The following is a 24,186-nucleotide window of genomic DNA, read 5'->3' on the forward strand; positions in this document are numbered from 1 at the left end:
CCGAACAGCCCGCCGCCGCCGTTGGAGCCGTTGTTATGGTGACCGAACAGGCCGCCGCCGAACAGGCCGCCGCCGTTGGAGCCGTTGCTGCGGTGACCGAACAGGCCGCCGCCGTTGGAGCCGTTGTTGCGGTGACCGAACAGCCCGCCGCCGCCGTTGGAGCCGTTGTTATGGTGACTGAACAGGCCGCCGCCGCCGCCGGAAGAGCCGTTGTTGTGACCGAACAGGCCGGCGTCCGCCGGGATGGCCAGGGCGAACGCCGCGGCGACGGTGAGAACTCCAAGTGCTCGTTTCAACATCAGAACCTTCTCCGGCAGGGGGGTGAGTCAGGGGGTGGGGGCCGAAACCGCCGGGCGTCGCTGAGACGCCGTTCAGTTGCGGCGCCTACGCCGCCGAGGTCGGCTGGGTAAGATGTAAGGGTGACGGTGACCGGGAGGCGCTGCAAGCCTCGGCGGGGCGGCGCCGCCCCCGGACGGGCGCGCTTCGCAGGAAACCCGGTTTGACACCGCAGCGGGGCTGGGAGAACCCCCGGTCGGACGGGGCGGTTTGGTCCGTCGCGGTTTGGTCCGTTGTGGGATCGGGCGGTACGGCCGGGCGCGGCCTCCGAACGGAAACCGGCCGGCCCCGCGGTGGCGGGACCGGCCGGCGGACGGGGTTCTCGACTCTGCGACGCCGCCGCGCGGCAGCCGCGTCGCCGACGCCGCTACCGCAGGGCGACGCGATCGTCGGCCGCGGCCGGTTCGTCCGTTTCCGTGGCGTTCAGGTCCAGATCGCTCGGGCTGTCCGTGGCGGTCTTCAGCGGCGGGACGCCGACCTGACCGGGGGTCTGCACGAGCTTCAACTCGCCGTCGACGACGGCGGCCGTCAGTTCGACCCGCACGCCGGCCCGCACCACCTGGACGGCTTCAACGCTCAGCGGGGCGTCGGCGCCTTCGACGGGCAGGGTGACGGTGATCGGGTAGGCGTACGCCTGACCGATCTCAAGGTCCGGGCTCTCGAACATCCGCACCGGGCCTTCGCCGCCCATCGGCTCGTCGACGAGGGTCACGGTGGCCTCGGCCGGCAGGTTCATCACGATCTGGGCGCGGGTCTCGTTCCGCTGCACGACCTTGGCGGCGGTGCGGACGGCGCCGTTGGCCCGTTCCTCCGCGGCGAGTTCCACGCCCGGGGCGACCGGGCCGGCGACGCCGGCCGGCAGGGCGCCGGGGACGGCCGGGGAGGCCACGACCGGCGAGGCGACCGGGGTCGCGGCGCCGAACAGGCCGAGGCCGCCGTAGCCGTAGCCGTAGCCGCCGCCGTAATACGTGCCGTAGCCGCCGCCGTAGGAGCCGTACGATCCGCCGTAGTACGTGCCGTAGCCGCCAAGGTAGGACGGGCCGTCGATCGCCCCGTACCCGCCGTAGTAGCCGTAGGACCCGTACCCGTAGCCGCCGGAGGAGCCGTACGAGCCGTACCCGCCGGAGGAGCCGTACCCGCCGCCGTAGTAGGTGGCATAGCCGCCGGAGCTCCCGTAGGAGCCGTACCCGCCGGAGGAACCGTGGCTGCGGTGGTGGCCGAACAGGCCGCCGAACAGCCCGCGGCCGCCGAACAGCCCGCCGCCGGTCGACCCGCCGCTGGAGCCCCCGTAGTACCCGCCGGACGACCCGCCGTAGTAGCTGCCGCCGGAGGAGCCGCCGTAGTAGCTCGCGGCGCTGTAGTAGCCGCCGCTGGAGCCGCCGCTGGAGCCGCCGTAAGACCCGCCGCTGGAGCCTCCGTAGTAACCGCCGGAGGACCCGCCGTAGTAGCTGCCGCCGGAGGAGCCGTAGGACCCGTATCCGCCGGAGCTGCCGTGGCCGCCGAACAGACCGAACAGCCCGGCGTCAGCCGGTGCGGCCACGGCGAACACCGCCGCCGCCGCCAAAACTCCGAGTGCCCGCCGTACCATGGGAACTGTCTCCGACCAGATGAAAATCGAGGGGTGAGTGAGAACCGCCACGCCCCGCAGCGTTTGGCGTCGAGCGTGAAGACGACGCCGTTCGGGGCGACTGCGTAAGATAGGAGGATCGCGTGGCGAAGGCGCCCTCGCAAGGGGCTGCCGGCGTCGCGATCGCCCGGAATCTCGCCTTCGCCCGCACGACCGAATCCCCCCGGTCAGCCCGCCGGGTTTCTCCCCCGCGTCCGGCGCCGCCCCCGGCCGCTCCCGCCGCCCGACCCCGTCGGACCGCTCCGCCGGGGCCGGACGGGCGTGCGGCGGCGGGAGCGGACTGAACCGTGGCCGTCGCGTTCGCGACCCCTCGAAGGACAGGGCAAGAACGCGGGAACCCCCGGCGGACCTGCGGCGTCCAGGAGGGGAACGGGTTAGCATCAGTCCATGCCTATTTCTTTCCGCCGTCCATCCATGCACGTCGTTGCCATGCGTTCCCGTCTGGTCGCCGGCGCCGCGCTGTCCGCGGGGGTTTTGCTGACCGGGTGCGGCGGGGAGGCGACCGTCGTCGGCCAGTCGCAGCCCGCCGTCGCCCCCGCGGCGGCCGCCGCGGCGCCGGCGCCGGCCCGGGCGTCGACCCCGGCGCCGGCGGCCCCGGCTCGGTCCGCGACCCCGGACCGCGGCGCGTCCCGTTCCACTCTGCGTACGGCGAGCGGCGGCCGGGCGGACTCCGCGGAGGTCGCCGGTCGGCGGGCGGTGCGCGACCGACGGGTGGCGTTGGGCTTGCCGGCCAGTCCCTCGCCGGACCCGGACCGCACCGCGACCGTGCAGGTGCTCGGGGTCGACCCCGCGTTGCCGGGGCTGGCGGCGCTGGTTCGGGACGCCCTGGCGGAGGCGTTCCCCTCGGAAACCGCCCCGCTGTTATTAAGAGGGGAAACTGCGGACGCCCCGCCGGTCGTGCTGCTGGCCGACCTGGAGAACCCCGCGGACGCCGCCGGCGCCGCGGAGTTCCTCACCCCCGCCGAGCCCGTCGCCGGGCCGGAGGCGGAGGACTTCGCAATCTCCCGCACTGCCGCGGTGCGGGTCGACGCGGCGGCGCTGCTGGACGACTGGCTGACGGAGGCCGGCGTCCCGACCCCCGCCGCCGTGCTGACGCTCCGCGTGCCCTCCGTGTCCGCCGCGCGGGGGGCCGACGGCGAGGCCGGCGACGCGGAGCGCACGCGGCGGGCGAGCGTCCGGAGCAGCGAGAACCCGTTCAACAGCAATCCGTTCGGCGGCGGCGAAGCGGCCGACCGGCCGGTCGAGGCGCCCGCCGCCCCGGCGACGACCGCCGAGGCCGTGCGGCGGGACGCCTTCGCCCTCGGCCCCGACGGCGACCCGGATACGCCGGACACCCGCACCGCCGGCTGGACCGTCGGCCTGCTGCCCCGGCCGGACGAGGCCCCCGCGGCCCGGGACGCCGCCGGCTCGAACCGCTCCAACCGCCGTGACGCCGCCGAGGCCGCGGCCCGGGCGGCGGCCGAGCCGGAACCGACGGCCTACCTGATCGTCGCCGGGCCGGTGGAGGACCCCGCGGCGTGGCTGTCGGCGGCCCGCCGGCATCTCCCGCAGAGCCCCGCGGCGGCGACCTTTCCCCCACCGGCGAGCGCCGCGGGCCAGGCCGACCTGCCGAACGTGCTGGCGGCGACGGCGGAGTCGGGAGCCGGCCCGCGGACGCTGCCGCCCCCGGCGGACGGGGACGCGGTCGGCTGGGCGTTCGACCTGACGGCCCGCCAGAACGCTTCCGGCGGCGGCCCGGCCGACGCCGCCCCCGCCCCCGGCGAGGCGCCCCGCGACTGGGCGTTGCGCGCGATCGAGAGCGGTTCTCCCGAGGCCCGCCGCACCGCGGCCCGGTTCCTGTCGGCCGTCTCCCCGGCTCCCGACGCCGAGGCGCCGGAGGAGGCGGGGGCGATCCGCGATGCGCTGCTGGCCGCGATGCCGGAGCAGGGGGGAGACGCGCAGAACGCACCCGCCGGGCCGAACGAACCCGTCGGGCGACCGCTGTCCGAGGACAACCCGTTCCGCCGCGGGAACGACGGGGGGGAGCCGTTCGGGGGCGGCGGGTCCGGTTCGTCCGGAGCCGGGTTCTCGCCGGACCTGTTCTCCGCCCTGCTGCGGTGGTCGTTCACGTCGGAGCAGTACGCCGAAGCCGGGCAGGCCGCCGCCGCGAGCGGTCCGCCGCAGGAGTCGACCGTGGCGGCGGTCGTGGACCGCATCGAGGACGATCCGGCCGCCGCCGCCGCCCTCGCCCCGCTGGCGGACGTGCCCGGCGCCGCGGAGCGGGTCGTCGGAGCCGTCCGTCAGCCCGGCGCCCCCGCCGAGCCGGCGGCGCTGGCCCTGTTGGAGGCGGAGACGTTGGAGGTCCGGCGGGAAGCGGCGAAGCTGCTGGCGGAGGTCGGCGCCTCACAGGCCGCGGCGGACCGCCTGGCGGCGGTCGCCCGCTGGGAACGCGACCGCGACCTCGCCAAGGAGATGCGGGCCGCTCGCATCCCCATCCTGGCCCGCATCAAAGAGTGACCGGGCCGGTGAGCGACCGCGCCGGCGAGCGACCGGGGCGAGGAGGGAACCCGTGAGGGCGAGCCGCCGGGCCGTGCCCGCCGCGGCTCGCCCCGAGCGCCGCGGTCAGCCCTCGCCGGGGGCGTTCTCGTTTTCCTCCTCGTCGCCGGCGCGCGGTTCGGCGATTTCGCCGTCGGAGGTGAGGGCGAAGTCGAAGGTGTGCGAGCCGTCCCGCTCGACGGTGCGGGTCAGTTCCGTGTCGCGGTTGTAGCGGGCGGGAACGCGCTCCGGGCCGGCTTTCCGTTGCACCTCCGGGCCGGACAGGGCGGTGGAGATCACCACGTCCTTCTTCCCGGGCGAGACGCCCTCGGCTTCGGAGTTGTACCGCAGGGAGTAGCGGCCCTCGGCGTCGGTCTCGCCGTAGGCGTAGCGGACGCGATCGCCCGCTTTATAGAACCGCACGACCGCCCCCGGCAGGGGCTCGCCGTCTATCGTGACGACGCCGGAGACGTCGGCGAGTTGGAGGCCGTCATAGTCGGCGGAAGGGCGGTCGCATCCCGCGGCGAGAACGACGGCGCAGGCCGTCAGCAGGGAGAACCGGGAAAGGAGGTGCGGCGGGCGGGGCGCGAGTCGGACGGTCATCGGGCAGAACGGGGGCGTGAGGAAGCGGGGAAGAGGCGGGGCGGCAACGGGCCGCGGCTCAGAACGCCCCGTCGATCACTTCGCCGCCGTCACGGCTGCCGAGCGCCTGATAGGTTCGGCCGTCGATCGTCTCGGAGAGGAACTGGACCGATCCGTCGACCATGCCGAGAAACGCCCCGCCAGGGTGCTCGCTGCCGAAGGAGGCTTCCATCTGGAACCCGTCGAACTGCGGCTTCAGGCGGGCGTTCAGCGGGGCGGCGGTGGACCCGACGAACTCGGTGAACTCCGTGCCGGAGTTGTTCGACTTGGAAAAGTCGTGCCGGTACGGGTCGGCCTGGGGCGAGCCGATCGCCCAGTAGTCCATGCCCTGCCCGTCCTGCACGAACCGGGGTTCGCACCACGACTCCCCGATCAGCACGGTCGAGGTCGTGCCGTCCTTCGCGTCCTTGAAGCTGGTGTCGCTGTTTCCCCAGAACATGCCGTTGTGGGGCGGGTGGTTGAAGCTGTGCCAGTCCGCCTCGTCCGGCCGCGGGTCGACCCAGCCGTCGTAGGGCGGTTCGGGGTTGTAGCTGCTCTTGCTCTTGGGGTCGTCCAGCCAGACCTCGCTGGAGGCGCAGGCCCGGTAGGAGACCGGGCTGCGGGCGTCGAAGTCGTTGTAGTTCAGGTGCTCCTCGAAGCTGGCGCTCGGGCACCGCATCGACGCCAGCACGGTTTCGCAGGCCGTCGTGTTCGCCGACCCGCTCCGCCAGTTGCCGTCGCCGCCTTCGGTGAACGTCAGCGAGTCGTACAGGGGCTGCTGGTCGAGTTGCGGCAACAGCATGGCGCTCCAGCCGGCCCCGATGGTGTTCCAGCCGAAGGGAAAGACCTTGTGTAAGCTTTGGTAGTTGTGCATCGCCAGCCCGATCTGTTTGAGGTTGTTCTGGCACTGGCTGCGGCGGGCCGCTTCGCGCGCCTGCTGCACGGCGGGGAGCAGCAGCGAAACAAGAATCGCGATGATCGCGATCACCACCAGCAGTTCGATCAGCGTGAAGCCGACGCGGCGGGGCGGGGGGGAACTGGAGCGGAGCGACGGACGGCGCATAGAAAACGGACCGAACAGGGGCGAAGGAAAGGGCCTCGGTGCGGGGGAAGGATCGTCCGCGGGGGCGTAAAGACGGCGAGGTTCCAGTGAACAAACGATGAATCAACGAGCCCGCACGGGACCGGACCGAGGCCGGCGGGGCGGAACGGGGCCGGCGACGGGCGGACGGGCGGCCGATAGGCTGTGCGGCCTCCCGACCGCGCCGCCCCCCGCCGAGATCCCGCCCGATGCCCGTCTGCGTTCCGCCGCTCGCCGTCGCTCCGGGGCCGGGCGTCGGGGTGCTGGCGGCGGCGATCGTCGCCGGGACGATCTCCGGCTTCGCCCTGGCCTGTCAGCCCGGGGTGAACGGCACGCTCGGCAAGATCCTCAGCCACAAGCTGCACGCCTCGCTGACCAGCTTCACCGTCGGGCTGGCCTGTTCGATCGTCGCCTGCCTGCTGATCGCCCGGTCGCTGCCGAAGCCCTCCGACTACGCCGACGCCCCCTGGTGGACCTTCACCGGCGGGGCGATCGGGGCGTTCCTCGTCACCGCCAGCCTGATCTTCGCCCCCCGGGTCGGCGCCGGGGCCTGGCTGGGGATCATGATCGTCGCCCAGCTCGGCGGCGCGGTGCTCCTCGATCATTGGGGGTTGGCCGGCTACGAGGTGCGGCCGGCCACCTGGGTGCGGCTGCTCGGCGTCACGCTGATGATCGGCGGCGTCGTGATGGTCCTCCGCGGGTGACGGGCCCGAAGGGGAAGGAGCCCGGAGAAGTCGCCGGGGAACACGTTCGGGGGACCGAAGTTGCCCGAGGGAGAAGGTGCCCTGGAAAGCCCGGGAAAGAAGTTGCCCGGGGAAAGGGGTGAAGGACGCCCCCGGCGAACGGTTCTCCTCCCCGCGGTTTCGCCTTCGCGCGACTTTTCCGCCCCCGGACGCTGGCGGGCGACGAGTTCGACCGGAACGATCGGGACCGTCCGGGGTTGAAAAGATCGGGTCCGCCCGCTGCGTTCCCCTCCCCGCACCCGCCGAGGCGGGTAGACTACCCTCCCCCGCCCGCGGCGTTCCTCCGCCGCGGCCCCCTGACCCCATCGCCTGAGGCGCCCGACGTGACCCGCCGCCCAAAACGAACCCGGGGCTCCTTGAAGCAGGGTTCGCTGAACAAAGCGGTTCTGATCGGGCTGGGGGTCTGCGCGGCGCTGGCGGCGCTGGCCTACAGCGGGTTGTTCGCCGGCTTCGTGGGCGCCGAGGAGGATCTGACCCGCTACTCCCCGCAAACCGTGGTGCGGGGGCCGTTCCGCGTTACCGTCCGCGAGAAGGGAGAACTGGACGCGGTCAACAGCGTCGTGCTCTCCAACGAGACCGGCGAGAGCACCACGATCGTCTCCCTGCTGCCGGCCGGCACGATGGTGGAGGAGGGGGACCTCATCGTCCAGCTCGACGCCGTCCCCATTGAGGAGGAACTGCAGGAGGACCAGCTCAAGGTCACGCAGGCCCAGGCGGCGTTCGAGACGGCCACCCAGAACCTCGAAATCGTTCTGAAGCAGAACGAATCCGACATGGCCACCGCCCGGCTGGAGAAGACGCTGGCCGCGCTGGACCTGTCCAAGTACGAGGACGGCGAGTACGAGCAGGAACGCCAGAAGCTCGAGGGCGAACTGTCCGTCGCCCGGGAGACGCTCTCGCAGGCGGAGGAGGACTACGAGTTCAGCAAGCGGATGGCCAAGAAGGGCTACCAGGCCCTCAACGAGGTGGAGACGAAGCGGATCGCGGTCAACCAGGCCCAGATCGACGTGAACGCCGCCCGGGAGGGCCTTCGCGTGCTGGAACAGTACACCAAGCCCCGCACGCTGGCGGAGTTGCGGGAGACCAAGACCGAGACGGAGCGGAACCTGGAACGGGTCGCGGCCCAGACTAAGGCCGCCCTCGCCCAGGCCCAGGCCGAGTTGGAGGCGGCCCGGCTGACGCTCGAGGTGGAGCAGGCCAACTTCGCCAAGACGAAACGTCAGCTGGAGGCCGCCAGCATCTACGCCCCGCAGGCCGGGGAGGTGGTGTACGTCTCCCAGGAAAGCCGCCGCGGCGATGACCAGCCCGTCGAGAAGGGCGCCACCGTCTATCCCCGGCAGGACCTGATCAAGCTGCCGGACCTGTCGCGTATCAAGGTGGACGCCAAGATTCACGAGTCCCAAATCTCCCAGATCAGCACTGGCCTGCCGGCGGTCGCCCGGGTGGACGCCTACCCGGACCGGGAGTTCCGCGGCGTGGTGACGGCCGTCTCCAGCGTGCCGGTCGACGGCAGCTGGCTCCGCAGCGACCTGAAGGAATACGAGGCGACGATCGAACTGGACCCCCTCGGCCCCGGCGACCCCAAGCTCAAGCCGGGCCTGACCTGCGAATTGGAGATTCTCGTCGAAGCCCGCGACAACGTGCTGCACGCCCCGATGCAAAGCGTGGTCAGCGTCGGCGGCAAACGCTTCGCCTTCGCCCTGACCCCCCGCGGCCCGGAGCGCCGCGAGGTGACGATCGGCGTCGCGAACGACACCGACGTGGAGATCCTCAGCGGCCTGGAGGAGGGCGAGCAGGTCGTGATGAACCCCCGCACCCACTTCGCGGAGCAGTTGGACGACCTAGAGCAGCGGCTCGGCGCCAAGGTGACCGGACTGGCGCAGGAACGCGCGGCCGCCGCCGAGGCCGACACCGCCGCCGAGGCCCCCCCGATCGGCAACGCCGACGCCGGCGGCTCCGCCGACGATGCGGGCGCCGCCGACACGGAGAATTCGAGCGACGCCCCCGCGAACGACGCCCCCGCCGGGGACGCCGGAGCGGCCGACGCCCTTCGGACCGGCGACGACGGGGCCGCAACGCCGTGAGGTCGGAACTCGCCGCCGAGATCGTCGATCTGCACAAGCACTACTACCTCGGCGAAATCACCGTGCACGCCCTGCGGGGCGTTTCGCTGGAGATCCCCCGCGGGGACTTCCTGGCGATCATGGGCACCAGCGGCTCGGGCAAGAGCACGATGCTCAACCTGCTGGGCGCCCTCGACCGCCCCACCGGCGGGCAGTACTTCCTCGGCGGGGACGACGTCGCCCAGTTAGACGACGACGCCCTCTCGGAGGCCCGCAACCGGCTGATCGGGTTCATCTTTCAGAGCTACAACCTGATTCCCCAGTACAGCGTGCTGGAGAACATCGAGGTCCCGCTGCACTACCGCAGCGAGGCGTCCGGCGGCCGGGAGATCACCGCCGCGGACCACGTCCGCATCGAGGCCCTCGCCGACCGCGTGGGCCTCGGCGGGCGGCTGGACCACAAGCCGTTCCAGCTCTCCGGCGGTCAGCAACAGCGCGTCGCCATCGCCCGGGCGCTGGTCAACGACCCGGAGATCATCCTCGCCGACGAACCGACCGGGAACCTGGACAGCAAAACGGAGGAGGAGATCCTCGCGCTATTCGAGGAACTCAACGGCGAGGAGGGCCGCACGATCATCATGGTCACCCACGAACCGAACGTCGCGGAGCGGGCCAAACGGGCGATTTATATGAAGGACGGCCAGATCGCCGGTGAGGGCATCTTCCCGGGCTGAGCCTGTCTCCGCCGGCCCCAACGGCGCCGGCGCCGCCGTCCGGTCGGGGGCGATCGAGATGAAGAATTGGTGACGGCTCCGCGGTCGGTTGACCGCGTCGCCGGGCTCGGGGGAACCTCTTTCGTCCCTTCCCGGTTCCCGAAGCGCGTTATGTCCGGCACTCTCGACCGTCGTTCCTTCGTCAAATGGGTCGGCGCCGCGGGCGGTTCGGCGTTGTTGGTCCCCGGGTGGGGCCCGACGGCGGAGGGGGCCGTGCGGCGGCGGGCGACGTTCGCCGACGACCCGTTCACGCTGGGCGTGGCCTCCGGCGATCCGGCGGCGGACGGGTTCGTGCTCTGGACCCGCCTCGCCCCCGAGCCGCTGGAGGGCGGGGGGATGCCGCCGGAGTTGGTGGAGGTCCGCTGGGAGGTCGCCGAGGACGAATCCTTCGGCGCCCCGGTGCAAAAGGGCACGGCGATCGCCACGCCGCAGCTCGGGCACAGCGTGCACGTGGAAGTCGAAGGGCTGAAGCCGGATCGCTGGTACTTTTACCGCTTCACCGTCGGGGACGCCGTCAGCCCCGTCGGCCGGGCCCGCACCTTCCCGGAGGCGACCGCGCTGCCGGACCGGCTGAAGTTCGCCTTCGCCTCCTGCCAGCACTACGAGTACGGCTACTTCACCGCCTATCAACACATGTTGAAGGAGGATCTGGACGCCGTGGTGCACCTCGGCGACTACCTCTACGAATACGCCGCCGCGAACAACCGGGTGCGGGCCCACCGGGGGCGGGAGATCGAATCGCTGGAGGACTACCGCAACCGGCACGCCCTCTACAAAACCGACCCGGACCTCCAGGCGATGCACGCCGCCTGCCCCTGGCTGGTGACCTGGGACGACCACGAGTTCGACAACAACTACGCCGCCGGCATCTCCGAGGAGGACGGGATCGACCCGTACCGGTTCCTCACCCGGCGGGCGGCGTCCTATCAGGCGTATTACGAGCACATGCCGCTGCGGCGCTCCTCGGTGCCCCGCGGGCCGGACATGCAGCTGTATCGGAAGATCCCGTTCGGGCGGCTGGCGGAGTTCTTCGTGCTGGACACCCGCCAGTACCGCAGCGACCAGCCCGCCGGCGACGGGTTGAAGGCGCCCAACCCCGGCGCCTCCGACCCCGCCGGCACCCTGCTGGGCAAACAGCAGCACGGCTGGCTCGCCGAGGGGCTGCTGACCTCGACCGCAAATTGGAACGTCCTCGCCCAGCAGGTGATGATGGCCCCCGTCGACCGCCAGCCGGGCGAGGGGGAGCGGTATTCCATGGACCAGTGGCCCGGCTACGAGAGCGAACGGCAGGGGATCGCGGACTTCCTCCACGAACGCCAGATCCCCAACCCGGTGGTCCTCACCGGGGACATCCACAAGAACTACGCCAACGACCTGCCGCTGGACCGCCGCGACGGGAAATCGCCCGTCGTCGCCGCGGAGTTCGTCGGCACCTCGATCAGCTCCGGCGGGAACGGGGAAAACCTGCCCCGGGGTGGGGAGGAGCTGCTGGCCGAGAACCCGTTCGTGAAGTTCTACAACGGCGAACGCGGCTACGTTCGCTGCGAGGTGACCCCGGACCGCTGGACCACGGACTACCGCACGCTGGAGTACGTCACCCAGCCCGGCAGCCCCGTCGCAACGCGGGCCTCCTTCGTGGTCGAGAACGGCCGCCCCGGCCTGCAACCCGCCTGATCCTAATCCGCCTGACCGGCGCCGCGGGCGGTTCCCGGGCGTCGGCGGGCCGGACCGACGTTCGTCCGGGCGGGCGGGGGCGGTAAGATGGGGGCATGTCGCCCGCAGGTCTGATCCGCGCCGTCCAGTTCGCCTTCAAGAGTCTGTTGCTGCACAAGTTGCGCAGCGGGCTGACGATGCTCGGCATCGTGCTGGGGGTCTGCAGCGTGATCGCGATGCTGGCGATCGGGGAGGGGGCCAGCGCGCAGGCGCAGAAACAGGTGATCGCGCTGGGGGCGACCAACGTGATCGTCCGCACCGTCAAACCGCCCCCGCAGTCCCGGGACAGCGGCGGCGGCCGGGTGGCCGACTACGGACTGAAGCGGGTCGACTTCCGCCGGCTGGAGGCGCTGGACAACGTCATCCGGGCCGTGCCCATTCGCGAGGCCGCCCAGGAGTTCCGCCGCCTGCAAAAGAAGATGAACGGCCGGCTGGTCGGCGTGACCCCGGACTACGCCGCCCTGACCGGTTTGAATATCGCCCGCGGCCGGTTCATCGCCGACCGCGACCGGCTGGGCGCCGAAACGGTCTGCGTGCTCTCGGCCGGGGCCCGGCAGCAACTGTTCGGGCTGGACGACCCGCTGGGCGACCGCGTTCGCGTGGGGGAGGTGTTTTACAAGGTCGTCGGCATCGCCAGCCCCCGCGGCGCCACCGGGGCGATCGGCGGGAGCCTGTCGGGGCAGGAGTTCGACAAGGACATCTATATCCCCATCGAAACCTTCGAGACCCGCATCGGCGACCTCATCATCCAGCGGAACCAGGGCGGCAGCACCTACGAGCGGGTCGAACTGAACCAGATCACCCTGCAGGTGAACGGCGCCAAGAACGTCATGCCCACGGCCGACGTGGTGCGGGAAACGCTGGCCCTGTCGCACCCGCAGCGGGATTACGCCGTCGTCGTCCCGCAGGAACTCCTGGAGCAGGCCGAACAGATCAAAGACATATTCAATATCGTGCTCGGCAGCATCGCGGCGATCAGTCTGGTCGTCGGCGGGATCGGCATCATGAACATCATGCTGGCCACCGTGACGGAGCGGACCCGGGAGATCGGCATCCGCCGGGCGCTGGGGGCCCGACAGGGGGACATTCTGCAGCAGTTCCTCACGGAGACGATCGTGCTCAGCGGGGCCGGCGGGGTGGCGGGCATTTTGTTGGGCATGTCCACGCCGCTGGCCTTCCGCGGGGTGAAGTGGGCGGTGCAGACCTTCGTGCTGGAAAGCAGCCCCGGCGCCGACGAAGACGCCGGCGGCGGCCCGCTGGGCGGGATGCTGACGGACCTCGAGCCCCAACTGGCGCTGTGGAGTCTGCCGGTGTCGTTCGCGATCAGCGTGGGGATCGGGGTGATCTTCGGGATCCTCCCCGCCCGCAACGCCGCCCGGCTCGACCCGATCGAAGCGCTGCGGCACGAGTAGAGGCGGATGGGTCTTGGGGCGAGTCGTCTTTCCCCCCCCTCTCCCTTGAGGGAGAGGGGCCGGGGGTGAGGGTGGGGCACGGTTCGCCCGCATGCGCCCTCTACGGTGACTGACCGGTGGGAGAGCGAGGCGGACGGGGAACGGCGATCGGGCGTCGCCGCCCCCTCACCCCCAGCCCCTCTCCCAAAAGGGGGCGAGGGGAGAACGGAGCCCGCCCCCTCGAACCCGCGGGGGCCTCTCGGTAGGGTTCCGGCCCGCCGTTCGTCCCTCTCCGCCGACTCTCCCCGATGCCCGCCGTCCGCACGCGATTCGCCCCCAGCCCCACCGGCTACATGCACATCGGGGGCATGCGGACGGCCCTGTTCTGCTGGTTGCTGGCCGAACACGCCAAGCGCACCGGCGAGGGCGGCACGTTCGTGCTGCGGGTCGACGACACCGACCGGGCCCGCAACCTCGACGCCGCCCTCAATCCGATCCTCGACGCCTTCCGCTGGCTCGGCCTGGAGTGGGACGAAGGCCCCGAGGTCGGCGGGCCGCACGGACCCTACTTCCAATCGCAGCGGGGCGAGTTCTACGAGCTGGCCCTGAAAAAACTGCTGGATTCCGGCGCCGCCTACCGGGACTTCAGCTCCCCCGAGGAGGTCGCCGCCGACCGCGAGGCCGCCCAGGCCGAGGGCAAGCCGTACGTGACCAACCGGCGGTCGCTGGAACTGTCGGAGCAGGAGATCGAAGGACTGATCGAGGCCGGGCAGTCCCACGTGGTGCGGTTGAAGGTCCCGCGGGATCGCACGATCACGGTCACGGACGCCGTTCGCGGCGAGGTCAGTTGGGACGGCGCCCTGCTGCCGGACCCGGCGCTGGCCCGGGCGGACGGCAGCCCGCTGTACAACTTCGCCAGCGTCGTCGACGACGCCGCGATGAAGATCACCCATGTCGTCCGGGCGGAGGAGCACCTCTCCAACGTGCCGATCCAGGTGTTGCTGTTCGAGGCGCTGGGCGAACCGATCCCCACGTTCGGCCACATCCCCTTCGTCACCGCCCCGGGCACCAACCGCAAGCTGAGCAAGCGGGACGTTTCCAAGTACCGGGACAACAAGTCCTTCCGCAAGCTGTTCGACAGCGCCGCCGACCGGCTGCCGAAGCTCGGGCTGGAGCTGGGCGAGGACCTGAACCCGGTGATGGTGCGGTTCTACGAGGAGATGGGCTACCTGCCCGAAGCCCTCACCAACGCCCTGGCCCGGCTGGGCTGGAGCCTGGACGACCACACCGAGGTGATGAGCCGCGACACCGTCGCGGAAAACTTCACCCTGGACCGCGTTGTCAAGAACCCGGCGGGGCTGGACCCGGACAAGCTGTTCTCCTTCCAGGGCGAATGGATGAGCCGCCGGCCGCGGCAGGACAAGGTGCGCACCTGCACCGACATCCTGCACCGGGCCGGCTACGAGAAGGTGGACGTGGAGTACGTCGGCCGGGTGGTGGACGCCCTGGGCGACCGGCTGAAGCTCTACACGGACGTGCTGGACGTGGCCTACCTGTTCGAGCCGGACGTGACCTACGACGAAAAGGCCTTCAAAAAGCGGATTGGCAAGGAGGGCGTGCCGGAGTTGCTGCGGGACTTCAAGGCCGAACGCCTTGAACCGCTGACGGCGGAGAACTGGACGCCGGAGCGGTTGGAGGCCGAACTGCAAAGCTTCTCCGAGGCTCGCGGGCAGGGGGTGGGCACGCTGATCCACGCCTGCCGCATCGCGACCACCGGCCAGCCGGTCGGCCCGGGGGTGTACGACGTGCTGGCGCTGGTCGGCCGGGAGACCTGTTTGGAACGAATCGACGCGGCGCTGACCCGCGCAGCGGGCTGATTCCGCTCAGGCAGGGAGAGCGATACGTCCGCGCCCGAACCTGCGGCAGGGCGGCCGGGTCCATTCCCCACCCGGCGTCCGGGCGACTTCCCGCTGGGACGAATCGTTCCCCGCACCACAATCCGCCCGCGTTTCACACGTCCCCTTTGCCGCTCCCGGAGCTTCGCATGCCCCGCCATTACGCTCGATTGCACAACGCCCCGTCCGCCGTCCTGTTGGGCGCCGCGGTGGTGCTGGTCGGTTGCGAGGAGGGCGCTGAGGACGTCAGCGCCGTGGACGGCCAAATGGAAATCAACGAGACCGAACTCGACGAAACCGACACCAACGAGCTGCCCGTCGGCGTCGGCGAGGACGACGGCGGGATGGGCGAAAGTCGGTTGAACGACGGCACCCCGGAGGAGCCCGGCGTCAACGAGTACGACAACGCCCCGCTGGTCCCCGGCGAGGCCGGCGGCTGAGCCCGCCCCTGACCGCCGACGCACGCCGACCGGCGTCCGGGTCTCCCCCGGACGCCGGTCGCGTTTTGCCGGGGCGGGTTCTTGGCCCGCCCCGCCGGGCCGCTTCTTGTCCGGGCGGGGGTCGGCCTCTACCGTGACAGGGCTTCTCTCTCACCCGAACGGACGTCGCCGGTGTCTCGCATCGCTCCCTCCGCTGTGCTGTCCGGGGCCGCGTTCGTCGCGGCGGCGTGCCTGTTCGCCCCGGCGCCGGCCGTCGCGGCCGCCAACGCCCAGCAGCCGGACGCCGCCACCAAGGCGGTCGTGCGGCGGGGGCTGGACTACCTCGCCCGCACCCAGAGCCAGCAGGGTTACTGGGCGGCCGGCAACGGCGGCTACCGGGCCGCGATGACGGCGCTGGCCGGCACGGCGCTGCTCGCCGAGGGCTCCACGACCACCCGCGGCCGCTACGCCCCCAACGTCCGCCGGGCCGTCGACTACCTGCTCAGCGTCTCCCGCAGCAACGGGCTGATCGGCTCGGAGTCCGACAGCCACTACACCTACGGACACGGCTTCGGGATGCTGTTCCTCGCCCAGGTGTACGGCGAGGAGGAGGACCGCGAGCGGCGGGAGGAACTCAAGGGCGTGCTGAACCGGGCCGTGAAGTTCACCATCGCCGCCCAAACCAGCCGCGGCGGCTGGGGTTACGTCTCCGCCAAGGAAGGGAACGACTTCGACGAGGGCAGCACCTGCGTGACCCAGGTGCAGGGCCTGCGGGCCTGCCGCAACGCCGGCATCCCCGTGCCCAAGGACGTCATCGACCGGGCCAACAAGTACATCCGCGACTGCATGACCCCCGAGGGCGGCGTGCAGTACAGCATCAAGGGCGGCGGGGCCCGCCCGGCGATCAGCGGGGCGGCGATCGCCTGCCTGTTCAGCGCCGGCGAGCAGGACGATCCGATGGCCCAAAAGCTGATGGAGTACTGCGAGAAGAACATTTGGCCCGCCGACGGCGGCGCCAGCGCCGGTTACGGCGGCTACTGGCACTACAAGCACTTCTATTACGCCCAGGTGATGTACCGCGATCCGGAGCGCTGGCCGAAGTACCGCGACTTCATCGCCGGCCAGATCCGCCCCAAGCAGACCACCGGCGGCCCCAACGACGGCGCCTTCGTCGACGGCCGCATCGGCCCGGCGTACGTCACCGCGATGAACTGCACCATCCTGCAGCTCGACAACGGCTTCCTGCCGATCTACCAACGCTGAACGCCGCCCGGCCGGAGCCCGCGGAGCGGCCGCTCCGCAACTACGACCTCGTCGTCCCGCTGTACGACCTCGGCTGTCAGGTTTACAGCGGCGGGGCGATCGCGGCGTCCAAACGGGCCCACCTGCGGTTCCTCTCGCCGGGGGACCGGGCGCTGTACCTCGGCGTCGGGACCGGGGCCGAAGCCGCGGCGGCCTGTGCGCAAGGGGCGAAGGTCACGGCGATCGACCGGTCCCCGCGGATGCTCGCCCGGCTGCGGCGGCGGCTGGACCGGCGGGGGCTGGAGGCGGAGCTGATCCTCGGCGACGCCCTCGCCCACCGGCGGACCGGGCGGTACGACCTCGTCGCGGCCCACTACTTCCTCAACCTGTTCGAGCCCGAACCGATGCGGGCGGCGTTGCGGCACGCGGCGTCGCTGCTCCGGCCCGGCGGACGGCTGACGATCGCCGACCTCGCCCCGCCCCGCGGGGGCCGCTTGGAGCGGTTAGCGAACTTTGCCTACTCCAAAGCGGCGATGGCGGCGTTTCGCTCGTTGCGTCTGGTCCCGTGGCACCCGAACTATGACTACGCCGCCGAGTGCCGGGCCGTCGGGCTGCGGCCGGCGGGGGAGATCCCGTTCCGCTGGCTGGGCGTCGGCCCGGCTTTCTTCCAGACCGTCGTCGCCCGGACTCCGGGTCGAGAACCCCCTGAGCCGAGTTGAACGCCCTCCTCGCCGCCCCCGCCGTTCCCCGCGACCCGGCCGGGGCGGCCCGGGCGACGGCGTTGCGCCGCCACGGCGACTTCACGCTGGCGTATAACGCCGCGACGCACCCCGGGCTGGAGTACTTCACCGCCGGCGGCGACCCGAAGGACGGCTTTCTCGCCTACCGCACGGTCGGGGCGTACGCCTTTGCGCTGGGCGACCCGCTCGCCGCCCCGGAGCGGCTGCCGGCGCTGGTGCGGGCCTTCGTCGCGGCGAAGGGCAAGCCGGTGTTCGTGCAATGCACCGACCGCACCGCCCGGCCGCTGCACGAACTGGGGTACTACGTCACCGACATGGGCCCGGACCACCGGCTGGATCTGCCGGGCTATTCGCTCTCCGGCAAGCCGAAGGAGTGGCTGCGGTACGCGGCGAACTGGTGCGGCCGGCGGGATTACGCGGTCGCGGAGGAGTCCGAGGCGGACGAACTGACCCCCGCGGAGGTGCGGGAGGTGTCCGAGGCGTGGCGGGCGACGCGGCCGCTGGGCACGCACGAGGTGACGTTCCTCAACCGCCCGCTGGTCGACGTGCCGGAGCCGGGCGTCCGGCGGTTCGTCCTGCGAGACGCCGACGGGGTCGTGCAGAATTACGTCTTCTTCGACCCGCTGTACCGCGACGGGCGGACGATCGGCTACGTGACCTGCATCAAGCGGCGCCGGCCGGACGCCCCCTCGCTGGGCGAGGCGGCGATTATGAAGCACGCCATCGAGACCTTCAAAGAGGAGGGCCGCGAGGTTCTGCGGCTGGGGCTCTCCCCGCTGGCGGGCGACGAGTCCGGTCGGCGGGCGGCGAACCCCTACCGGGAGAACAAACTGCTGGCCTTCACGTTCGGCTTCGGCTTCGGCGCCGGCTGGATCAACAATAAAAAATACGCCCTGGCGAACCACGCCGAGTATAAACGCCGCTTCCGCGGGGCGGAGGATCGCACCTACTACGCCGCCCCCACGTTTCTGAACACCGGCGCCATCCTGGCGCTGACCCGGATGATGGGCCTCCGCCGCCCGCTGCTGAACGTCCGCGGGCGGGGGTGATCCGAGGCGGGTCGCGAGCGGAGCGTCGGATTTCTTACCAGCCCGATGCGCAAGCATCGGCCGTCGGCGCAGCCGACGGGTTGGGCGACGCGCGGCCGGACCTTGCGCTCCGGGCTGGTATGGATCGCTAGGCCGCCGGCGCGTCAGTCCTTCCGCATCTCTTCGGCGAAGCGGGCCACCGCGGCCTGAATCGCCCGGATGGACCGCAGCAGCACGGATTTAAAGTTCTCCGGCGGGTCGTGGAACGCCTCCACGGTGCACCACATGTTGTCCTTCACGCGGAAGACCTTCGCCGCCTTCACCGCCCGCGTGACGTCGTGAGCCACCCGCACCGCCTGGGCCTTTTCGGGCAGGTCGTCCAGGCTCCAGAAATTCGCGAAGATCAGCCGGAAAAACTCCTCGTCCTCCTCCACCGTGATGATGTAGGTGCCGCCCTCGTGGCGGAAGAAGACGTCGCCGTCGTCGTCGATCTCCGCCCGGTAGCCCTCCTCCTCCAGGAAATCGACGTACATCTCGGCGCGCTGGCTGGCGTCCATCGCGGGGATTCCTCGAGCGGGTCGGCGGGCGGGGGAGTGGGGAGGGGCAGGTCGGCGCAGGGCGGAACGCCGCCAGATTACGACCGGGCGAGGGCGGCGGCGACCCGCTCGGTTTCGATCACCGCCCGCGGGGGGACGGCGTGCGGCGGGGCGGCGTCCGCCGGGGGGGCGCGGAACCAGGCGACGACCTCCTTCGTCGATTCCAGCAACTGACGGCTGCCCGGCGGGAAGCGTTCCGGGGCCGGGCCGAACCCGGGGGCGCCCTTCGGGCCGGCGTCCTCCGCCCCCCGCAGGCCGACGACGGCGCTGCGGGGCATCAGGCAGAGGCTCGCCTCCGCCGCCTTGAACAGCCCGAACTTGCGGGGCCGCAGTTTGTCGCGGACCAGCAACACGTCGTCGCAGGGCGGCAGCACGATCGGGGCGGCGTCCACCCAGGCGCACCAGGTGCGGGCCGAGGCCGGCTCGCCGGGATCCCCCTTGCGGGGGTTCGGCAGCGCCGCGGTGCGGGCCAGCCGCAACTGCATCCGGGGCACGCCCGGGCCGTCGGCCGGCATGCGGTCCCGCCAATCGGCCCGGTGCAGGTTCCAGTCGTGAGCGGCGTCCAGTGCCGCGGCGGGCAGGGCGGGGGGCGCCTGCCCGCGGCCGGCGGCGTGGCGGGCGGCCATCTCCCCGATCCGCTCCCAGCCGTCGAGGAACGTCGCCGCGTCGAACGGCCCGGTTTCGCCGGTCTGCGGGTCCTCGGCGACCAGGTCGAATCGTTCGCACAGGGCGCTCAGCTCCTCCGCGGCGGTGCGGGCGAAGAAGCGGGGCACCAGCAGATCGACCGCGAAGGCCGCGACCGTAGGGTCCTCCGGGTGCGCGCCCCCGCCGGCCGGGGCGAGGTCGAGGGTGAACGTCACGCCGGTGTCGCCGTGCCCGTACCGCACGCCGGTCGGCGAACCGACGCCGGCCGACGGGCCGAACAGGTAGTGCGGCCGGTCGGCGAGGTACGACCGCAGCGTCTCGACGCGGGGCGGCTCCCGATCGGGAGCGTCGCCGGGCTTGAGGAACAGGTCGTAGCTCATGGGGGCATTCTTCACGCCGCGGCGACGGAATACACCCCTTCGGGGACGAGGTTCGCCGCTCTCTTCAGGAGAGGGGCGAACGGGCGCCGCTCACCGCTGCACCGAGACGAACGCCCCGCGCTTGTTGCCGACGACCACGTCCGGCTTGCCGTCGCCGGTCACGTCGGCGACGTGCACCTGCGTGCCGACGCCGCTGTCGTCGTCGATCTGGTGCGGGACGAACTTCGCCGTCCCGTTCTCCCGCGTCAGTTCGAACCAGTACAGGACCGGAGCGCCGCCGGGGTCGGCGTCGCCGTTGGGGCCGTGGGCCCAGAAGCGCTTGCCGGTCACGACGTCCGTCAGGCCGTCGCCGTTGACGTCCGCGGCGGCCACCGCGTGCGGCTGGGTGAACAGCACGGGCTCTCCGTCGGCGTTCGCGGCGGGGTTGGAGTTCTGATCGCCCATGATTTCGTGCTTCGTCCAGCCGACGGTCCCGTCGTCGGTCCGGGTTTGTTCGAACCAGTCCAGGCCGTAGCCGTGGGCGTCGCGGCTGGCGACCACGTCGTTGTCGCCGTCGCCGTCCACGTCGAACGCGTACAGCTGCGCCCCGCGGGCGGCGAACTGCTGCGGATGCTCTTCCCACAGCGGGTCCTCAGAGACGTCCTCCGGTTGGCGGAACCAGCCGTCCTTGGTCAGCAGATCGAGGCGGCCGTCGCCGTCCACGTCGCCGGTTCCCAGGCCGTGCGTGTACTTGCCGAGGTTCTCCTGCGGCCGGCTGACCGGGTGGAAGGTCCACGGCCGCCGCGGGTCCTCCGGTGCGGTGAAGTAGCCGTAGGAGCCGTTGAGCTGGCCGATCAACTCCGGCGTCTCGTCCCCGACCAGATCGGCGAAGCCGGGCGATTCGTTGTCCACGACCGGGGCGAGCAGGTGGGTCTTCCACTGGCCGTCGGTGCGGTGGTCGCGGTCGGCGGCGGAGGGGCCGGGGTTCTCGTGCCACAGCGTCGCCTTGCCGGGCCAGCCGATCGAGATCACGTCCGGATACCCGTCGCCGGTCAGGTCGTGGGTGAAGGTGAGGAACTCGTCGCTGTAGCCCAGCGGGCTGACCGGCGGCCCGGCGTGGATCTGCCGGCGCTTCACCCAGTCCGGGCCGAAGTACACGATCGGGCCGACGACCAGGTCCGTGTGGCCGTCCTGGTTGAAGTCCGCGGAGCTGCCGCCCTCCGCGTAGAAGGTGTCCGTCAGGTGGAGCGTCTCCCAGCCGTCGGCCGGGGCGGCGGACTCGGCGGGGGCGTCGGCGGCCGGCTCGTCCCCCAGCGGGGCGGCCAACAGCAGAACGGCGAGCGGCGTGACGAGCGGGGCGGGCACGGGGCGAACTCCGGGCGAGGCGAACGACGGAGGGGGGCGTCCGGCGGGACCGGACCGAGGGCAGTCGCTCCCGAGCCTAACCGTCCCCGCGGGGCATTTCTCCGCCGACCGGCACGCCGCCTGCATGGGGGCCGACTGCCGGAGCGTTCGGCGGCGGGTCGTCTCAGGAACCCGCCGTTTCGTTTCCGGTCCGGCGGCGAGCGTTGTAAGAACGACCCTCGCCACGCCCGGCCCCTGTCGATTCGACAACCCGCACGGGTCGACATCCCGCATCTCATCCCCCCGGCACGGACGCCGCTCACGATGACCACCTCCGCCCCGACCCACGGGTCCCCCGCCAACGGTTCCGCCGCTCACGGGGCCGCCGCCCACGGCGCCAACGGCTCCGCGAACGGGACCCAGCACGGCGCCCCGTCGCACCACGGCGCTCCGTCGTCGGACGGAGCCGCGAACGGCGCCGGCGCCGAGTCCCACGGGGAGTTCGGCGAGGGCCTCGACCCGCTGACCGGTAGCATCGCCGACGCCGTCGACCTCTGGCCCCACGGCGGCGGCTACGGCTCGTCCGCCCCGCGGTACGGCTCCGAGCACGCTCCGAACCAGCCCTTCGCCGGCCGCCCCGCCGGCCCGGCCCGCCCGGCGTCCGCCGCCTCCGTCTTCACCTCCCGCCCGCTGAGTTCCGAGGACCGGCGCGCCCAGGACCGCCGCGCCGAGCAGGCCGAACAGGCCCGCGACCGGACCGGCGGCGCCGCGGACACCTGGGACATCCGCGAGGCCTTCCTGAACCTCGCCGCCGGCCGTCTGACCGACACCGCCCGCAACGACGCCGCCCGGGCCCACGCCTTCCTCACCCAGTTCGGCTTTGAGGCGGAAGACATCGCCCGGCTGAACTTCGGCCTCTACCCGGACCCGGCCGAGGTGGAGGAGTACCTCAAACGCTGCGGCTTCGCCGAACAGGCCGTGCGGAACAGCGGGCTGACCCGCGACCGCCGGGGCGACCGCCGCACCGACTGGGCCGGCTGCCTGGTCCTGCCGATCGACGACGAGACCGGCCGCTGCGTGGACCTCGCCGTGATCGACCCCGCCCCCGGCCCGCACCGGGTGATGCAGGTCGGCCTGGTCCGCGGCGCCGAGGAGAGCGGCGTGGTCGCCTACGGCCTGCGGAGCGCCCTGCAGGACTCGCGCGGCGACCGCAAGGGCACGCTGACCCTCACCGAAGATTTGCTGGAAGCCTGCCTGCTGAACGCCCGCGGGTTCGGCCCGGTCGCGGCGATCGGCGGGGAGGGCGGCACGTTCGTCGCCCGCCGCTGGGAGGAGCTGGCCCGGCTGGGCATCGGCTCCGTTACGCTGGCCTTCCGCGAGGACGAGGGCCGCCACGACGCCGTCCGCGACTGCCTCGTCCACGCCCTGCGGGCCCGCACCGCCCCGGAGGTGTACGTGCTCGAACCAACCGGCCCCGCCGACTGCGAGACCCTCGCCGAGACCGTCCGCGTGCACGGCGTCGGCGCCGCCGAGCGGCGGCTGGCCCACCGCACCCTCGCCTTCCACGGCAAGGACTTCGGCGCCGCCCCCCGGCAGGGCGGCCTGCCCGACTGGGCGAAGCGCGAACCGGCCCCGGCCCCCAAGCCCGCCCCGGCCCCGCAGCCGCGGTTCAACCGGACCCCGCAGCCGCCCCAGCGCGACGCGCTGGGCGACTTCCGCGAGCGGGTCCGGGCGGAGCTGGCCCGCCTGCCGCACGGCCCGGAGCGCCGGGCCGCCGCGGAGCTGTTCGCCGAGGTCGACGCCGCCCTCGCCGCCCGCAACTTCGACCGGGCCCGCGACCTGCTCTCCCGGGCGTTCTCCTTCACCCGGCCGGACCGCGGCGAGACCGGCCGGTCCCGCTACAGTGCCTACGGCGAAGCCGGAACCTGGGGCGAGGGGGCTCACGAGAGCCGCGAGCCGTTGAACGACGAGTCCGGCCGCAGCTGGTTCTCCGCCCCCGGCCGCACCGACGGTCACGCCCGCGCCTGGGCGTTTGACGGATACCGTGGGGAAGAGCGGGATGCGACCTCCTGCAACCTCTCCACGGTCCTCGACGACCTGTGCAACGCCGGCCGCGGGCCGGTGATCTGCGACCGGCTGCACGGCGAGACCGCCGCGGCCATTCGTCCGGGGACCCTCACCGCCCTGACCGCCGCCGACCCGGCCGCCAGCCTGGCGATGGTCTGCGACCGGGTGGCCGACGCCCTGGAGCGCTGCGACCACGCCCCGCTGACGGTCGTGCTGCGGGACGCCACCCCCGGCGCCTTCGCGGCGATGCTGATCGCCCACCTGACGGCCCGCCTGAACGGCGGGCACGGCCTGACCGCCGGCGAGGTGGACGCCCGCTTGGCCGGCCGCGACGCCGACCACCACTACACCGCCAAGCCCTGGCTGGCCGACGAGGCCGCCGACCGGCTCCGCACCCACGGCGACCGCCTGCGGGTGGTCGACGCCCGCGGGGCGGCCTTCGGCGAGGTCCTTCACACCCTGACCCGCACCGGCGCCCTGCACGCCCGCGGGGCCCAGGCGGAAGGGCAGAACCGCCACGCCGGCGGCGTGCTGTGCGACGCGGCGACCGCCGACGAACTGTCCCGCCTGGCGGAGTTCGCCGCCGAGACCGGTTGCTGGGCCCTCGCCGCCACGGCCCCCGCCACCCCGGTGCAGCACACCGAGCCCGTCTGGTACGCCGCCGACGCCCGCGGCGCCTGGCAGCCGGAGCGCCCGACCCGCAACCGCTCCGTGGAGCGGGAGGCCCGCGAAAGCGCCCGCCTGCGGCAGTTCCGCGACCTCGTCGGCGAATGGATCGCCCGCGCCGCGGCGTAATCCGCGAACGTTCTGACTCCCCGCCCAAGCCGGACCCACGGGTCCGGCTTGGGTTTTTTCCTGCGCGTCGCCGCCCCGGACCGGGAGCGGCGGCGACGGGGGCGCGGGGAACGACATCGGGGGACTCCGAAACGGGGGCGGGGTGAGGCGCCGGACACCACGCGCCTCCACCCGACGGGACTACGGGACGCCTT

General features: G+C 72.3%; 18 protein-coding genes and 1 pseudogene. 12 read left to right on the forward strand and 7 right to left on the reverse strand.

Annotated features, from left to right (window positions below; genetic code table 11):
• Both ACG2DA_RS06115 and ACG2DA_RS06120 read right to left on the reverse strand, forming a co-directional pair.
• Positions 1 to 299, reverse strand: a pseudogene (locus ACG2DA_RS06115) (hypothetical protein); the annotation flags it as partial.
• A gap of 404 nt (positions 300 to 703) precedes the next feature.
• Entirely contained in the window at positions 704 to 1,876 is a 1,173-nt protein-coding gene (locus tag ACG2DA_RS06120; protein WP_395254598.1) for a TIGR03000 domain-containing protein, read from the reverse strand.
• 516 nt (positions 1,877 to 2,392) lie between these two features.
• Here ACG2DA_RS06120 and ACG2DA_RS06125 point away from each other — a divergent pair.
• A complete protein-coding gene (locus tag ACG2DA_RS06125) occupies positions 2,393 to 4,459 on the forward strand; it encodes a hypothetical protein (protein WP_395254599.1) in 2,067 nt (688 codons plus the stop codon).
• Positions 4,460 to 4,564: 105 nt separating this feature from the next.
• Here ACG2DA_RS06125 and ACG2DA_RS06130 read toward each other — a convergent pair whose 3' ends face one another.
• Both ACG2DA_RS06130 and ACG2DA_RS06135 read right to left on the reverse strand, forming a co-directional pair.
• Positions 4,565 to 5,080 (reverse strand): carboxypeptidase regulatory-like domain-containing protein, encoded by a 516-nt coding sequence (locus ACG2DA_RS06130; protein WP_395254600.1) that lies wholly within the window; start codon positions 5,078 to 5,080, stop codon positions 4,565 to 4,567.
• A gap of 58 nt (positions 5,081 to 5,138) precedes the next feature.
• Complete coding sequence (locus ACG2DA_RS06135) at positions 5,139 to 6,161, reverse strand: DUF1559 domain-containing protein (protein WP_395254601.1); 1,023 nt, start codon at positions 6,159 to 6,161, stop codon at positions 5,139 to 5,141.
• Between the two features lie 227 nt (positions 6,162 to 6,388).
• On the opposite strand from ACG2DA_RS06135, the gene ACG2DA_RS06140 reads away from it, so the two are divergent.
• The 10 genes from ACG2DA_RS06140 to ACG2DA_RS06185 all read left to right on the forward strand — a co-directional run bounded on the left by ACG2DA_RS06140 (position 6,389) and on the right by ACG2DA_RS06185 (position 18,207).
• Positions 6,389 to 6,883 carry a DMT family transporter gene (locus ACG2DA_RS06140; RefSeq protein ID WP_395254602.1) on the forward strand — a complete coding sequence of 165 codons (495 nt, stop codon included), beginning with the start codon at positions 6,389 to 6,391 and terminating at the stop codon, positions 6,881 to 6,883.
• A 395-nt stretch (positions 6,884 to 7,278) separates the two neighbouring features.
• Positions 7,279 to 9,006 carry an efflux RND transporter periplasmic adaptor subunit gene (locus ACG2DA_RS06145; protein ID WP_395254603.1) on the forward strand — a complete coding sequence of 576 codons (1,728 nt, stop codon included), beginning with the start codon at positions 7,279 to 7,281 and terminating at the stop codon, positions 9,004 to 9,006.
• A complete protein-coding gene (locus ACG2DA_RS06150; protein WP_395254604.1) occupies positions 9,003 to 9,719 on the forward strand; it encodes an ABC transporter ATP-binding protein in 717 nt (238 codons plus the stop codon). The genes ACG2DA_RS06145 and ACG2DA_RS06150 overlap by 4 nt, the downstream gene beginning before the upstream one ends.
• 150 nt (positions 9,720 to 9,869) lie before the next feature.
• Complete coding sequence (locus ACG2DA_RS06155) at positions 9,870 to 11,432, forward strand: alkaline phosphatase D family protein (RefSeq protein ID WP_395254605.1); 1,563 nt, start codon at positions 9,870 to 9,872, stop codon at positions 11,430 to 11,432.
• Positions 11,433 to 11,527: 95 nt separating this feature from the next.
• A complete protein-coding gene (locus ACG2DA_RS06160) occupies positions 11,528 to 12,883 on the forward strand; it encodes an ABC transporter permease (protein ID WP_395254606.1) in 1,356 nt (451 codons plus the stop codon).
• A 287-nt stretch (positions 12,884 to 13,170) separates the two neighbouring features.
• On the forward strand, positions 13,171 to 14,739 hold the full coding sequence (gene gltX, locus ACG2DA_RS06165; RefSeq protein ID WP_395254607.1) for a glutamate--tRNA ligase: 1,569 nt from the start codon (positions 13,171 to 13,173) through the stop codon (positions 14,737 to 14,739).
• 167 nt (positions 14,740 to 14,906) lie between these two features.
• Positions 14,907 to 15,197, forward strand: coding sequence for a hypothetical protein (locus tag ACG2DA_RS06170; RefSeq protein ID WP_395254608.1), 291 nt, complete (start codon positions 14,907 to 14,909; stop codon positions 15,195 to 15,197).
• A 171-nt stretch (positions 15,198 to 15,368) separates the two neighbouring features.
• Entirely contained in the window at positions 15,369 to 16,439 is a 1,071-nt protein-coding gene (locus tag ACG2DA_RS06175) for a prenyltransferase/squalene oxidase repeat-containing protein (protein ID WP_395254609.1), read from the forward strand.
• Between the two features lie 122 nt (positions 16,440 to 16,561).
• Positions 16,562 to 17,137 carry a class I SAM-dependent methyltransferase gene (locus ACG2DA_RS06180; protein WP_395254632.1) on the forward strand — a complete coding sequence of 192 codons (576 nt, stop codon included), beginning with the start codon at positions 16,562 to 16,564 and terminating at the stop codon, positions 17,135 to 17,137.
• The gene (locus ACG2DA_RS06185) at positions 17,134 to 18,207 is read left to right on the forward strand and encodes a phosphatidylglycerol lysyltransferase domain-containing protein (RefSeq protein WP_395254610.1); all 1,074 of its coding nucleotides are present in this window, start codon (positions 17,134 to 17,136) and stop codon (positions 18,205 to 18,207) included. Before ACG2DA_RS06180 ends, ACG2DA_RS06185 begins: the two co-directional genes overlap by 4 nt.
• Before the next feature lie 143 nt (positions 18,208 to 18,350).
• On the opposite strand, the gene ACG2DA_RS06190 is transcribed toward ACG2DA_RS06185, so the two are convergent.
• From ACG2DA_RS06190 to ACG2DA_RS06200, 3 genes are all read right to left on the reverse strand, one after another.
• Positions 18,351 to 18,743: a hypothetical protein gene (locus ACG2DA_RS06190; RefSeq protein WP_395254611.1), complete on the reverse strand. Its 393-nt coding sequence runs from the start codon at positions 18,741 to 18,743 to the stop codon at positions 18,351 to 18,353.
• Between the two features lie 77 nt (positions 18,744 to 18,820).
• Complete coding sequence (locus ACG2DA_RS06195) at positions 18,821 to 19,822, reverse strand: hypothetical protein (RefSeq protein ID WP_395254612.1); 1,002 nt, start codon at positions 19,820 to 19,822, stop codon at positions 18,821 to 18,823.
• Positions 19,823 to 19,897: 75 nt separating this feature from the next.
• A complete protein-coding gene (locus ACG2DA_RS06200; protein WP_395254613.1) occupies positions 19,898 to 21,151 on the reverse strand; it encodes an FG-GAP repeat domain-containing protein in 1,254 nt (417 codons plus the stop codon).
• Between the two features lie 303 nt (positions 21,152 to 21,454).
• Here ACG2DA_RS06200 and ACG2DA_RS06205 point away from each other — a divergent pair, with 303 nt between their 5' ends.
• Positions 21,455 to 23,992 (forward strand): hypothetical protein, encoded by a 2,538-nt coding sequence (locus tag ACG2DA_RS06205; protein ID WP_395254614.1) that lies wholly within the window; start codon positions 21,455 to 21,457, stop codon positions 23,990 to 23,992.
• The last annotated feature ends 194 nt before the right edge of the window (positions 23,993 to 24,186 follow it).

Origin of the sequence: Alienimonas sp. DA493, from assembly GCF_043951915.1 — a bacterium.
In the GTDB taxonomy this organism is placed as follows: domain Bacteria; phylum Planctomycetota; class Planctomycetia; order Planctomycetales; family Planctomycetaceae; genus Alienimonas.